Genomic DNA, 14,069 nt, shown 5'->3' with positions numbered 1-14,069 from the left:
CTAAAGTGCTTACGATCTACAACACGCTCACCAAGAGCAAAGAAGCCTTCAAGCCGCTGGATGGCAACAATGTGCGCATGTACGTCTGCGGGATGACCGTGTACGACTACTGCCACATTGGCCACGGCCGCAGCATGGTCGCGTTCGACCTGGTGACCCGCTGGTTGCGCTTCAGCGGTTATAACCTGACGTATGTGCGCAACATCACTGATATTGAAGACAAGATCATCAATCGGGCCAAGGAGAACGGCGAGCCGTTCGACGTGTTGACCGAGCGCATGATCACCGCGATGCATGAGGATGAGGCGCGCCTCAATATCCTCAAGCCGGACATGGAACCACGGGCCACCGATCATATCGCTGGCATGCAGACCATGATCCAGACCCTGATCGACAAGGGTTACGCCTACGCCCCGGGCAATGGCGACGTGTATTACCGCGTCGCCAAGTTCATGGGCTACGGCAAGCTGTCGCGCAAGAAAATCGAAGACCTGCGCATCGGTGCGCGGATCGAAGTCGATGAGTCCAAGCAGGACCCGCTGGACTTCGTGCTGTGGAAAGGCGCCAAGCCAGGCGAGCCGAGCTGGCCTTCGCCTTGGGGCGACGGTCGTCCGGGCTGGCACATCGAGTGCTCGGTGATGTCGACCTGCTGCCTGGGCGAGACCTTCGACATTCATGGCGGCGGCAGCGACCTCGAGTTCCCGCACCACGAAAACGAAATCGCCCAGAGTGAAGCGGCCACCGGCAAGACCTACGCCAACGCGTGGATGCATTGCGGCATGATTCGCATCAATGGCGAGAAGATGTCCAAGTCCTTGAACAACTTCTTCACCATTCGCGACGTGCTGGAAAAGTACCACCCGGAAGTCGTGCGTTACCTGCTGGTGTCGAGCCACTACCGCAGCGCGATCAACTACTCGGAAGACAACCTCAAGGACGCCAAGGGCGCACTCGAGCGTTTCTACCATGCGTTGAAAGGCCTGCCGAACGTGGCGCCTGCTGGCGGCGAAGCCTTCGTCGAGCGCTTCACCCAGGTGATGAACGACGACTTCGGCACGCCGGAAGCCTGCGCGGTGCTGTTCGAGATGGTTCGCGAGATCAACCGTCTGCGTGAGAGCGATCTTGATGCGGCGGCGGGCCTGGCGGCTCGTTTGAAAGAATTGGCCAGCGTGCTGGGTGTGTTGCAGCTTGAGGCGGATGACTTCCTGCAGGCCGGCGCCGAAGGGCGGGTTGATGCGGCTGAAGTCGATGCACTGATCCAGGCTCGTTTGACGGCTCGTGCTAATAAAGACTGGGCCGAATCCGACCGCATCCGCGACCAGCTCACCGCCATGGGCGTGGTGCTGGAAGACGGGAAGGGTGGAACGACCTGGCGTTTGGCTGACTGATTGCTGCGTTCGCTACAAACAAAACCCGCCTTGTGCGGGTTTTTGTTTATGGTTTGTCCGCGAGTGCAGCGGCATCCTGAGATTCCCCCTCACCCTAACCCTCTCCCCCAGGAGAGGGGACTGATCGGGGGATGTTCGGCATATCTTGCGACCTGAAAGTCTTGCAGCGAATCCATAGTCGCCTCGGTTTTTCAGGTCGATGTATGACGCCAGACACCTCGATCGGCTCCCTCTCCCCCTGGGAGAGGGCTGGGGTGAGGGTAGCCCGGCTGACTTAATCTCCAAGTTGTCGCAACCGTTTATAAAGGGTATTCCTGCTAACTCCCAACCGCCGAGCCAGATGCGAGATATTGCCTCCCGCCGCCTGCAACTGCCGATTCAAATCCTCGGCATCATTCAAATCCACCGCCAACGGCACTGGCAAATCCACCGGCTCCATCTCCAAATCAACAAAAAAGTCATCCGGCAAATGCTCCGGCCGCACCGGTTGTTCCTCGGCCATGGCCAGCGCCACCTGCATCACGCTGCTGACCTGTCTTAAATTCCCCGGCCACGGATGACGTCCGAACAACTCCATCACCTCACGGCTCAGCCCGGCCCATTGCGAGGGCTCCCGGTGCTGTTCCCACAGACGTTTGAACAAGGCCTCTTTATCACTGCGTTCTCTTAACGGCGGCAGTTCCAGGGTCAAACCACCAATCCGGTAATACAAATCCTCACGAAACCGCCCCAGCTGAACCTGTTCGCGCAACGAGCGGTTGGTCGCCGAAATAATGCGGATGTCCACCGGGAACAACTCGCTGCTGCCCACCGGTTGCACGCAGCGTTCCTGCAACACCCGCAACAAACGGGCCTGGGTTGGCAGCGGCATGTCGCCGATTTCATCAAGGAACAGGGTGCCTTTGTCGGCCTTGCGGATCAGCCCGATGCTGCCTTTCTGGTTGGCGCCGGTAAACGCGCCTTTCTCGTAGCCAAACAGCTCGGATTCCACCAGTTCGGCGGGGATCGCCGCGCAGTTGACGGCGATGAACGGTTGTTTGCTCCGGGAGCTGGCCTGGTGCAGGGCTTTGACGAAGACTTCCTTGCCGACCCCGGTTTCGCCGTGGATCAACAACGGAATGTCTTTTTCCAGCAACCGCTCGGCCTGACGCACGGCTTTTTCCACGCGGCTGTCGCCGAAGTGCAGGGTGTTCAGGCTGATTGCGGCTGGCGTTGTCGCAGCACTCGGCTCAGCACCCTTGGTTTCAGAAAACAGTCGCGCACGAATCGACGCCTGTTTCGGCCGCTTCAACAGGCACTGGAAACGGTTGCGCCCGGAGGCTTGCAGGGCAAACGGCAAACCATCGGGTTGATTTAGCAACTCCAGCAATGAAACCTTGAACAAACTTTCCACGCTGACCCGCGACAGACTGATGCCCAGCAGGTTGTCGGCCCGGCGATTGGCGGACAGCACCTGCCCGGTCTCGTCGAAAATCAGCAGCCCGGCCCATTGACTGTCGAGGTTGTTCAGCCCGGTATTGAAGGTCAGCTGGAAATGCTGTCCATGGAACAGGTTGAGGATCAGCCGGTTTTCCACGGTCTGACTCATCATCTTGACCATGCCGAGGGTGTGGGACGGCGGCAGGTAGCTGTCGCTGGACACATCCAGCACCGCGATGACCTTGCGTTCGGCATCGAAAATCGGTGCGGCGGAACCGGTCATGAAGCGGTTGGCCTTGAGGAAATGTTCATCGTGCTCGATGTGCACCGCCTGTTCGCAGGCCAGGGCGGTGCCGATCGCATTGGTGCCGCTGCAGCGTTCCATCCAGCTGGCACCGGCGTTGAAACCGCGGGTCAGGTTCGGCTCGATAAAACGCTGGGTGCCCCAGGACGTCAGCACCTGGCCCTGATTGTCGGCGAGCATGATCAGGCAGTTGGAGTTGCTGAGGATGTTCTCGTAATACGGCAAGACTTCCTGGTGAGTGGTTTGCACCAGTGAGTGCTGGCTCTCCAGCAATTGCGCAATGCCCTCGGCCGGCAACTGATCGAACGCCGGTGCGCTCTGATGATTAAGGCCGAACGCGCGGCAACGGGACCAGGAGTCCTGGATGATGGCGTCGTGGGAGAGCGGCAAGGCGGGTGCGGCCATGGCAGTCGATCTCTGAGCATTATTATTTTTGTTATGAGTAACGCGAACCTGTAGCAGCTGGCGAAGCCTGCGTTCGGCGACGCAGTCGTCGTAAAACCTGTAGACGCGGTAATCCTGATACACCGCGACGCCTGATTTCACGACGACTGCGTCGCCGAACGCAGCCTTCGGCAGCAGCTACAAGGGCGTGCGCAATTCAGAATTTTCCGCAGCAAAAGCATCCGTAGAGTGTTGTTCACTATTGTTCATTGTCAACCGCCGAATTGTTCAATTGTTCAGCCACGGTTGTTCATTTCTGTTCAGCAACGAACGCGGTTTTTCTTCCATTTGCAGGATTCTCAAGCCGGATCAACGGTTTGCAGTTTCTGGCACGAATGTCGCTCTGTAGCTCCGGTCGCTTGACTCCAATAATAAAAAGGCCGAGCCATGTCATTAACCCTGGAGCACGTCAGCCGTACCGTCGAGGGCCAGACCTGGATCGACGATGCGTGCCTTAATTTCGAACCCGGATCTTTCAACGTTTTGCTCGGGCGTACGCTGTCCGGCAAAACCAGTCTCATGCGCCTCATGGCCGGTCTGGACAAGCCCGACAGCGGTCGGATCCTGATGAACGGCGTCGACGTCACCCAGCGCCCGGTGCGTTTGCGCAATGTGTCGATGGTCTATCAGCAGTTCATCAACTACCCGACCATGACGGTGTTCGAGAACATCGCCTCGCCCTTGCGCCAGGGCGGTGTGTCCAATGAGCTGATCCAGAGCAAAGTGCTGGAAACCGCGAAGATGTTGCGCATCGAGAAATTCCTCCAGCGCCACCCCCTCGAACTCTCCGGCGGTCAGCAACAGCGCACGGCGATGGCCCGGGCGCTGGTCAAGGATGCCGAGCTGATTCTGTTCGACGAGCCGCTGGTGAATCTCGACTACAAACTGCGCGAAGAACTGCGTCAGGAAATGCGCGAACTGTTCAAGGCTCGCCACACCATCGCCATCTACGCCACCACCGAGCCCAACGAAGCCCTGGCGCTGGGCGGCACCACCACCATTCTTCACGAAGGCCGGGTGATCCAGAGCGGCAAGTCTTCCGAGGTTTATCACCAGCCGCAAACCGTGCTGGCGGCAGAGCTGTTCTCCGAGCCGCCGATCAACCTGATGCCGGGGCGTATCGCCGGCAACGAAGTCAGCTTCGCCAATTTCGTGCACTTCCCGCTGAACGTCGATCTGCGGCCGGTGGGCGAGGGCGAATTCCGCTTTGGCGTACGGCCCAGCCATATTTCGCTGGTGCCGAGCAACGATGATGACCTGGAACTGGCAGTCACCGTCGAGGTGGCTGAGATCAGCGGGTCGGAAACCTTCCTGCACGTGCGCAACGAACATTTCCTGTTGGTGCTGCACTTGCCCGGCGTTCACGAATACGACGTCGATGCGCCGATTCGCATCTATATCCCGACCCATAAACTGTTTGTGTTCGATATGCACGGACGGCTGGTCCAGGCGCCCGGTCGCCGTATCGCGAGGGTTGCCTGATGGCCGAAATCCGTTTGCAGCACCTTGCCCACAGTTACACCCGCACGCCGACCGGCCCCGAGGATTATGCGATTCGCGAGATGGACCACGTCTGGGAGCAGGGCGGTGCTTACGCGCTGCTCGGGCCTTCGGGCTGCGGCAAGTCGACCTTGCTCAACATCATTTCCGGATTGCTCAGTCCGTCTCAGGGTCAGGTGCTGTTCGACAGCAAAGTGGTCAACGACCTGACCCCCGAGAAGCGCAATATCGCCCAGGTTTTCCAGTTTCCGGTGGTCTACGACACCATGACGGTGTTCGACAACCTGGCCTTCCCGCTGCGCAATCAGGGCATGGCCGAGGCGAAAATTCACAGCAAGGTGCAGGAAATCGCCGAAGTCCTCGACCTCCAGGCGCTGCTGAGCAAGAAGGCGCGCAACCTCACCGCCGATGAAAAGCAGAAAGTTTCCATGGGCCGTGGGCTGGTGCGCGATGACGTGTCGGCGATCCTGTTCGATGAACCGCTGACCGTGATCGACCCGCACCTGAAGTGGAAGCTGAGGCGCAAGCTCAAGCAGATCCACGAGCAGTTCAACATCACCATGGTCTACGTCACCCACGATCAGCTCGAAGCCTCGACCTTCGCCGACAAGATCGCGGTGATGTATGGCGGGCAGATTGTGCAATTCGGCACGCCGCGAGAACTGTTCGAGCGACCGAGCCACACCTTTGTCGGCTATTTCATCGGCAGTCCGGGGATGAATCTGATCGAGGTACAGCCGCAGCCCGGCGGTGTCGGTTTCGCCTCGACTCATTTGCCGCTTTCCGATGCTCAGCAGAAACGCATCGCCGAGTCCGAGTGGAAAACCTTGAAGGTCGGCATCCGTCCGGAGTTCGTGCATGTGTGGGACGAGCCGTTTGATGAGGCGATGCAGGCACAGGTCGTACATGTCGAAGACCTCGGCACCTACAAGATCATGACCCTGAACCTCGACGGCGCCCCTTTGAAAGTGCGCCTGGCCGAAGACAAGCCAGTGCCTGAGGGAACCGCCTACATCAGCTTCCCGGCTCAATGGTTGATGGTGTATGCCGACGAATATCTCTTGGAGACGTAGCCATGAACAAGGTGCAGAACAACAAGGCCTGGTGGCTGGTGTTGCCGGTGTTTTTGCTGGTGGCGTTCAGTGCGGTGGTCCCGATGATGACCGTGGTCAACTACTCGGTGCAGGACATTTTCGACCAGTCCAGCCGCTACTTTGTCGGCGCCGACTGGTACAGGCAAGTGCTGCTCGATCCGCGCCTGCATGACTCATTGCTGCGCCAGTTCATTTACTCCGGCTGTGTGCTGCTGATCGAAATCCCGCTGGGCATCGCCATCGCCCTGACCATGCCGACCAAGGGTCGCTGGTCGTCGCTGGTGCTGATCATCCTGGCGATTCCGTTGCTGATTCCGTGGAACGTGGTGGGGACGATCTGGCAGATCTTCGGTCGGGCGGACATTGGTCTGCTCGGCGCCAGCCTCAAGGCCATGGGTCTGAACTACAACTATGCGGCCAACACCATGGACGCCTGGGTCACGGTGCTGGTGATGGACGTCTGGCACTGGACGTCGTTGGTGGCGCTGTTGTGTTTCTCGGGGCTGCGGGCGATTCCGGACGTGTATTACCAGGCGGCGCGGATTGATCGGGCATCGGCCTGGGCGGTTTTCCGACACATCCAGCTGCCCAAGCTCAAGAGCGTATTGCTGATCGCGGTGATGCTGCGGTTCATGGACAGTTTCATGATCTACACCGAGCCGTTTGTGCTGACCGGTGGCGGTCCGGGGAATGCCACGACTTTCTTGAGTCAGACCCTGACCCAGATGGCCGTAGGGCAATTCGACCTCGGCCCGGCGGCGGCTTTCTCGCTGGTGTACTTCCTGATCATTCTGTTGGTGTCCTGGCTGTTCTACACCGCCATGACTCACTCTGACGCCAACCGCTGAGGCCCGCCATGAGCAAGAGAAAGCTGATTCCACTGCTGATCTACATCCTGTTCCTGCTGGTGCCGATCTACTGGCTGCTGAACATGTCCTTCAAGAGCAATACCGAAATCCTCAGCGGCCTGACGCTGTTTCCGCAGGATTTCACCTTCGCCAACTACAAGGTGATTTTCACCGACCCGAGTTGGTACACCGGTTATCTGAACTCGCTGTACTACGTGAGCCTGAACACGGTGATTTCGCTGAGCGTGGCATTGCCGGCCGCGTATGCGTTCTCGCGTTATCGGTTCCTCGGTGACAAGCACTTGTTCTTCTGGCTCCTGACCAACCGCATGGCACCGCCGGCGGTGTTTCTGCTGCCGTTCTTTCAGTTGTATTCCTCGATCGGTTTGTTCGACACCCACATCGCGGTGGCCCTGGCCCACTGTCTGTTTAACGTGCCGCTGGCGGTGTGGATTCTTGAGGGCTTCATGTCCGGCGTGCCGAAGGAGATCGACGAAACCGCCTACATCGACGGCTACAGTTTTCCCAAGTTCTTCGTGAAGATTTTCGTTCCGCTGATTGGCTCCGGGATCGGTGTGACGGCATTTTTCTGCTTTATGTTTTCCTGGGTCGAGCTGCTGCTGGCGCGAACGCTGACGTCGGTCAACGCCAAACCGATTGCGGCGGTGATGACGCGCACGGTCTCCGCGTCCGGTATCGACTGGGGCGTGCTGGCGGCGGCGGGGGTGTTGACTATCCTGCCGGGCATGCTGGTGATCTGGTTTGTTCGCAACCACGTGGCCAAGGGCTTTGCCTTGGGCCGGGTCTGAGGAGCTGATGATGGAATGGATGAGTTGGACCGGCCCTACGGCGGCATTCTTCAGCGTCATTGCCTTGATCCTGGTGGGCATGACGACCTGGGAACTGCGTTCGCCGAGCATTCTTCGGCGTGGTTTGTTGCCGATTGCCACCACCCGTGGCGATCGGTTGTTTATCGGTCTTCTCGGCAGCGCCTACCTGCATTTGCTGGTAATCGGCGTCACCGACTGGAGCATCTGGGTGGCGTTCGCGTTGTCCCTGGTGTGGCTGTTGGCTGTGATGCGTTGGGGCTAGTCGAATCGCTCGGCAAAGTTGCTCCGAAACCCTAAAAGGAGGTCTCTATGTTCGACAAAAACAATAAGCTGCGACATAGCGTTTCATTGGCAGCCATGCTGGCACTCAGCGGGCTGAGCGCTGCAGCCTGGGCCGATGCCTATGAAGACGCTGCGAAGAAATGGATTGGCGCCGAGTTCAAACCGTCCACCCTGACGGCCGACCAGCAGCTCGCGGAATTGAAGTGGTTCATCAAGGCGGCCGAGCCGTTTCGCGGGATGGACATCAAAGTCGTCTCCGAAACCCTGACCACTCACGAATACGAGTCCAAGGTGCTGGCCAAGGCCTTTACCGAGATCACCGGGATCAAGGTGACCCATGACCTGCTGCAAGAAGGCGACGTGGTGGAAAAGCTGCAGACCGTGATGCAGTCGGACAAGAGCATCTATGACGGCTGGGTCAACGACTCGGACCTGATTGGTACGCACTTTCGCTACGGCAAGACCGAATCGATCACCGACCTGATGGCCAACGAAGGCAAGGCGTATACCTCTCCAACCCTGGACATCAAGGACTTCATCGGCATTTCCTTCACCACGGCTCCGGACGGCAAGATCTATCAGCTGCCTGACCAGCAGTTCGCCAACCTGTACTGGTTCCGTGCCGACTGGTTCGAACGCGCGGACCTGAAAGCCAAGTTCAAGGAAAAATACGGCTACGAATTGGGCGTGCCAGTGAACTGGTCGGCCTATGAAGACATCGCCAAATTCTTCAGCGAAGACGTCAAGGAAATCGACGGCAAGCGGGTCTTCGGGCACATGGACTATGGCAAGAAAGATCCGTCCCTGGGCTGGCGCTTCACCGATGCCTGGTTCTCAATGGCCGGTGGCGGCGACAAGGGCTTGCCCAACGGTTTGCCGGTGGACGAGTGGGGCATTCGTGTCGAAGACTGCCACCCGGTCGGTTCCAGCGTGACTCGCGGCGGCGATACCAACGGCCCGGCAGCGGTGTTTGCCACCACCAAATACGTCGACTGGCTGAAGAAGTACGCGCCACCGGAAGCGGCAGGCATGACCTTCTCCGAATCCGGTCCGGTACCGTCCCAGGGCAACATCGCCCAGCAGATCTTCTGGTACACCGCGTTCACCGCCGACATGACCAAGCCGGGTCTGCCAGTGGTGAATGCCGATGGCACGCCGAAATGGCGCATGGCGCCTTCGCCGCGAGGGCCATATTGGGAAGAGGGCATGAAGCTTGGGTATCAGGACGTGGGTTCCTGGACGTTCATGAAGTCCACGCCTGAGAAACAAAAACTGGCGGCCTGGCTCTATGCGCAGTTCGTGACTTCGAAAACGGTATCGCTGAAGAAAACCATCGTCGGTCTGACACCGATCCGCGAGTCGGACATCAACTCGCAAGCCATGACCGACCTGGCACCGAAACTCGGTGGTCTGGTGGAGTTCTACCGCAGCCCGGCCCGCGTGCAATGGACCCCGACCGGGACCAACGTGCCGGACTATCCGCGTCTGGCACAACTGTGGTGGAGCCACATCGCCGAAGCCGCCAGTGGCGATAAAACCCCGCAACAGGCGCTTGATGGCCTGGCCAAAGATCAGGACGCGATCATGACCCGTCTGGAACGCTCGAAGGCCCAGGCCACTTGCGCACCGAAAATGAACCCCGAGCGCGATGCGCAGTACTGGTTCGATCAGCCGGGTGCACCGAAGCCGAAACTGGCGAACGAGAAGCCGAAGGGCGAGACCGTGAGCTACAACGAACTGCTGAAGTCCTGGGCGGATGCGCGTAAGTAAAGGCTGAACCGCGGAAGGCGAACGGCACCGAGAGGTGCCGTTTTCTTTGGCGCCTGATCCATGGCCATCGCGAGCAGGCTCACTCCCACAATGATCGGCGGAGTTCGCAGCATGGGTGACTGGCACAACTCCTGTGAGAGTGAGCCTGCTCGCGATTGCAGTGTGTCAGGCAACAAGGTATCGACTGACCTGGCGCCTTCGCGAGCAAGCCCGCTCCCACAGGTTCCAGTGGTGTCTACACATTCTGTGGCCACCCCCGATCACTGTGGGAGCCGGGCTTGCCCGCGAAGGGGCCGACCGGACATTGGAGGTCTTGAGACTGAAACCTCAGCGCGCCACCCCTTCAACCGCGGGAAATCCCAACCGAAACACCGTCATCGCACCCGGCAAGCTCTTCACCTCGGCCACCCCCTGATGCAGGCTCATGATCGACCGCACAATCGCCAACCCCAGCCCGGTGCTGCCCTGTGAACGCGAGCGGCTGCTGTCGACCCGGTAGAACCGATCAAACAGGTGCGGCAGATGCTGTGCCTCAATCCCCGCGCCAGGGTTGCTGACCAGCAACGAAACCTGGGTCGCGCCGCGCTCAATCAGCAGCGTCACGGTTTTCCCGACCGGGCAGTGGCGCAGCGCGTTGGACAGTAAATTCGAGATCGCCCGTTGAATCATCAACCGGTCACCTATTACCCGCGCACTGCCGACCACGTTCAGATGGATCTGCTTGTCCTGCGCCGACAGGGAAAACATCTCGGCGATTTTCCAGGCTTCTTCTTCCAGGGCAACCGACTCGAACGGCGCGAGCGCCGACGGGTGACTGACCTGTGCCAGAAACAGCATGTCCGAGACAATCCGTGCCACGCGCTCCAGCTCTTCAGTGCAGCAAACCAGCACATCCTTGTACTCATCCACGCTGCGTTCGCGGGACAACGTCACCTGTGCCTTGCCCATCAAATTGTTGATCGGCGTACGCAGCTCGTGCGCCAAATCATCAGAGAACTGCGACAGCTGCTGCACCCCGGCATCCAGCCGATGCAGCATGAAGTTGATGCCTTGCGCCAGCTCGCTCAACTCCTGGGGCATGTTTACCACCGACAGCCGATGATCCAGATCCTGGGTCGAGACCATCGCCGCCACTTTGCGAAATTCGCGCATCGGCGCCAGACCGCGCTGGACCGCGCCCCAGGCACTCAGTCCGATAAAGATCAGCAGCAACGGCAAGGCAATCAGGGTCGAGCGCAGGTAGGCGCTGAGCAAGGCTTCATCGTGGGCGTTGTCCATCGACAACAGCACCGGGACGCGGGTGCCGTCCTTGAGGCGGATCAGCCTGGACACCGTGAGGAATTTCGCCCCCTTGGCGTCAGTGCTGGTGGTGTAGGCCAACTCGTCGCTGACGGCCCGCACCGCCTTCAATTCAAGTCGCGGATCGGCCATGCCGGTGCCGGATTTGAGCAGTTGCGTGCGCAGGTTGCTGCGGTCGTAAATCGTTAGCGTGAGGTTGTCATGGCCCATGACCTGATCAAGCAGGATGTGCGGTTTCGTCCTGATTTCGCCGGTGTCGGTGTACAGCGACAGGCTGTGTTCAACCTGCTCCATCTTCTTTTCCAGACTGTCCCTGGATAACGCGTTCAGCTCGTGGGTCAGGGCGAAATACGCCAGGATCGCCAGGAACACCACCAGCAGCGCGCCGAGAATACTGACCGTCAGCCCCAGCCGCATCGACAGGCTGGCCGGCTTCATTCCCGCGACTCCAGCACGTAGCCGACACCGCGCAGGGTGTGGATCAACTTGTTGTCGAACGGGTCATCGATCTTCGCCCGCAAACGCCTGATCGACACTTCGACCACGTTGGTGTCGCAGTCGAAGTTCATGTCCCACACCAGCGAAATGATCTGGGTACGGGTCAGCACTTCGCCGGACTGGCGCATCAACAGATGCAGCAGGGCGAACTCCTTGGTGGTCAGGTCGATGCGCTGTTCGCCACGAAACGCACGATGACGGCCAGGGTCGAGTTCCAGGTCGGCGACTTTCAGTACCTGCGGCACCGGGATGTTCTCGCTGCGACGCATCAAAGTGCGCACCCGTGCCAGCAATTCCGGAAACTCGAACGGCTTGAGCAGATAATCGTCGGCGCCCAGATCGAGGCCACGAATCTTGTCGGCCAGGCGACCGCGCGCGGTGAGCATCATCACCCGCGTGGAGTGGGTGCGCCGCAGTTGTTCCAGCACGCCCCAGCCGTCCAGTTCCGGCAGATTCACATCCAGAATGATCAGGTCATAAACCTGTTCTTGCGCCAGATGCAATCCATCGGCGCCATTGGCGGCGTGGTCGACGATATAACCACTTTCCGTCAGTCCCTGATGTAAGTATTCGGCAGCTTTAAGCTCGTCCTCGACGACAAGGATTCGCATGATCAATCACCACTTTCATTGAATGGATATTTAATTAAGGTGGCCGGGAAAGTTGTTGTTTTTGTAAGGGCTTCCGGACGGGTTTGAATAACGACTCACTATTTCCCTACAGCGTTTTCTCCGTTTGCAGGCGTGCAAGGTAAAGGCTGTAGTGACTACAGAGTCAACCGAGAACTCGGTGTTGAGGCTTTAAAACCGCAGTCTGCGACAGCCTGTCGCAGCGGGCGGGAACAAAAATCCATCTGCCTCATGAGAGCTGAATTGAAGCAAGTACTGTTCGGCGGATGACGGCACATCATTTGTTTCTATGTGTTGCTAGTTAGCTGTTTGCACTTTGCATGTTAGAGCAAAACAACTTGGCGTAACCGTGGATAACGGATTTGTAATGTTTCAGTCACCTTGTAGATAAGTTCAAAACCCTACCGTGGCGGCATCGAAGATTCTTGATTAAAGGAAGTACTCCATTGCCCGGTTTAAGAGAACTGACGGCGCGGTCACGCCTGAAAAAAACTGCGTGGGTGGTCATGGTCAGCGGCGGTTTGTTGCTGGCCGGCGTGCCTCTTGCGAATGCATCGACCCTGACCCTCGATCAGGCCCTGCAAACCGCATTCGCCGGCAACCCGGATCTGGCAGCGGCGCAATGGGAAATCGGCATCGCCGAAGGTGACCGCCAGCAGGCCGGTCTGATCCCCAACCCCGAAGTGTCTTGGGAAGCCGAGGACACCCGCCGCGATTCGCGCACCACCACAGTGATGCTCAGCCAGCCGATTGAACTGGGCGGCAAGCGCGGTGCGCGGATCGATGTCGCCAGCCGCGCCCAGGACGCCGCCGGGATCGAACTGGAGCGCAAGCGCAATGCCTTGCGCGCCGATGTGATTCAGGCGTTCACCAGCGCCCAGACTGCGCAGCAACGCTTGCAGTTGTCTCGCCAGTCGCTGCAACTGGCCGAGCACGGTTTGCGCGTGGCGCTGGGGCGGATCGAAGCGGGCAAGTCGTCGCCGGTCGAAGGCACACGGGCGCAAGTGCAACGCTCCGAAGTGCGACTGGAACTGAGCCGCGCGGAGCGCGATCGGGCCAACGCCTATCAGCAACTGGCGCAGGTCATGGGCGCGCCGTTACCGACTTCGACCACTGTGCAGACGGCCACGCAAAGCATGCCCGCCATGCCGCCGCCGACCCGCTTGCTGGAGCGCCTGAACGAGACCGCCGAGCTGCGGCTGGCCACGTTACAGATCGATCAGCGCGAGGCGTCGTTGGGGCTGGAGAAGGCGCAACGGATTCCCGACCTGACCGTAAGCATCGGCAGTCAGTACAGCGAACTGGAGCGCGAGCGGGTCAACGTGGTCGGGCTGTCGATGCCGATTCCGCTGTTCAACCGCAATCAGGGCAACGTGCTGGCGGCAGCGCGCCGTACCGATCAGGCGCGGGATCTGCGCAACGCCACCGAGCTGCGCTTGCGCACCGAAATCCAGACCACCCTTAAGCAATGGCAGACCGCCAACGGTGAAGTCCAGGCGTTCAACCAGACCATCCTGCCCGCCGCACAACGTGCGGTGGACAGCGCCACGCGCGGCTTCGAAATGGGCAAGTTCGGTTTCCTCGACGTGCTCGACGCCCAGCGCACCCTGATCAGCGCCCGCACCCAATACATCCAGGCTGTTGCCGAGGCGACGGACGCGCGGGTGCGCATCGAACGCATTTTCGGCGACCTCGGCGCATTCGCCGTCAGCCCTTGAATTTCACCTTTCAGATCACTGCGCGATGACAGGGCGCAGAGGAGTT

11 protein-coding genes are annotated in these 14,069 nt (G+C 59.4%); 8 read left to right on the top strand and 3 right to left on the bottom strand.

From position 1 onward, the window contains the following. Nucleotides 1-5 precede the first annotated feature (5 nt). Nucleotides 6-1,388, top strand: coding sequence for a cysteine--tRNA ligase (cysS, locus tag JFU47_RS31920; RefSeq protein WP_201188342.1), 1,383 nt, complete (start codon nt 6-8; stop codon nt 1,386-1,388). A gap of 274 nt (nt 1,389-1,662) precedes the next feature. On the opposite strand, the gene JFU47_RS31915 is transcribed toward cysS, so the two are convergent. After that, nucleotides 1,663-3,516 carry a sigma-54-dependent Fis family transcriptional regulator gene (locus JFU47_RS31915; RefSeq protein ID WP_201188340.1) on the bottom strand — a complete coding sequence of 618 codons (1,854 nt, stop codon included), beginning with the start codon at nt 3,514-3,516 and terminating at the stop codon, nt 1,663-1,665. A gap of 426 nt (nt 3,517-3,942) precedes the next feature. Between JFU47_RS31915 and JFU47_RS31910 the strand changes: the two genes are divergently transcribed. From JFU47_RS31910 to JFU47_RS31885, 6 genes are read left to right on the top strand one after another with little or no spacing between them, the layout of a single operon-like run. Then, nucleotides 3,943-5,037, top strand: coding sequence for an ABC transporter ATP-binding protein (locus JFU47_RS31910; protein WP_201188338.1), 1,095 nt, complete (start codon nt 3,943-3,945; stop codon nt 5,035-5,037). After that, nucleotides 5,037-6,128 carry an ABC transporter ATP-binding protein gene (locus JFU47_RS31905; protein WP_123366278.1) on the top strand — a complete coding sequence of 364 codons (1,092 nt, stop codon included), beginning with the start codon at nt 5,037-5,039 and terminating at the stop codon, nt 6,126-6,128. Before JFU47_RS31910 ends, JFU47_RS31905 begins: the two co-directional genes overlap by 1 nt. A 2-nt stretch (nt 6,129-6,130) precedes the next feature. Beyond that, on the top strand, nt 6,131-6,997 hold the full coding sequence (locus JFU47_RS31900; protein ID WP_123366279.1) for a carbohydrate ABC transporter permease: 867 nt from the start codon (nt 6,131-6,133) through the stop codon (nt 6,995-6,997). Between the two features lie 8 nt (nt 6,998-7,005). Then, nucleotides 7,006-7,806, top strand: coding sequence for a carbohydrate ABC transporter permease (locus JFU47_RS31895; RefSeq protein WP_046047472.1), 801 nt, complete (start codon nt 7,006-7,008; stop codon nt 7,804-7,806). A gap of 10 nt (nt 7,807-7,816) precedes the next feature. Continuing rightward, nucleotides 7,817-8,089: a DUF2160 domain-containing protein gene (locus JFU47_RS31890; RefSeq protein ID WP_008146061.1), complete on the top strand. Its 273-nt coding sequence runs from the start codon at nt 7,817-7,819 to the stop codon at nt 8,087-8,089. A gap of 47 nt (nt 8,090-8,136) precedes the next feature. Then, nucleotides 8,137-9,879, top strand: a complete 1,743-nt coding sequence (locus tag JFU47_RS31885; RefSeq protein ID WP_201188336.1) for an ABC transporter substrate-binding protein — start codon at nt 8,137-8,139, stop codon at nt 9,877-9,879. A 327-nt stretch (nt 9,880-10,206) separates the two neighbouring features. On the opposite strand, the gene JFU47_RS31880 is transcribed toward JFU47_RS31885, so the two are convergent. Together JFU47_RS31880 and JFU47_RS31875 are read right to left on the bottom strand one after the other, a co-directional pair. Then, nucleotides 10,207-11,616, bottom strand: a complete 1,410-nt coding sequence (locus tag JFU47_RS31880; RefSeq protein ID WP_201188334.1) for a heavy metal sensor histidine kinase — start codon at nt 11,614-11,616, stop codon at nt 10,207-10,209. Beyond that, nucleotides 11,613-12,287, bottom strand: a complete 675-nt coding sequence (locus JFU47_RS31875) for a heavy metal response regulator transcription factor (RefSeq protein ID WP_201188332.1) — start codon at nt 12,285-12,287, stop codon at nt 11,613-11,615. The genes JFU47_RS31880 and JFU47_RS31875 overlap by 4 nt, the downstream gene beginning before the upstream one ends. A 464-nt stretch (nt 12,288-12,751) precedes the next feature. Here JFU47_RS31875 and JFU47_RS31870 point away from each other — a divergent pair, with 464 nt between their 5' ends. After that, entirely contained in the window at nt 12,752-14,023 is a 1,272-nt protein-coding gene (locus tag JFU47_RS31870; protein WP_201188330.1) for a TolC family protein, read from the top strand. Nucleotides 14,024-14,069: the final 46 nt, after the last annotated feature.

The organism is Pseudomonas sp. TH39(2020) (genome assembly GCF_016650715.1).
GTDB classification, from domain to species: Bacteria; Pseudomonadota; Gammaproteobacteria; order Pseudomonadales; family Pseudomonadaceae; genus Aquipseudomonas; species Aquipseudomonas mandelii_C.
This window is presented reverse-complemented; position numbering and strand designations above follow the sequence as displayed.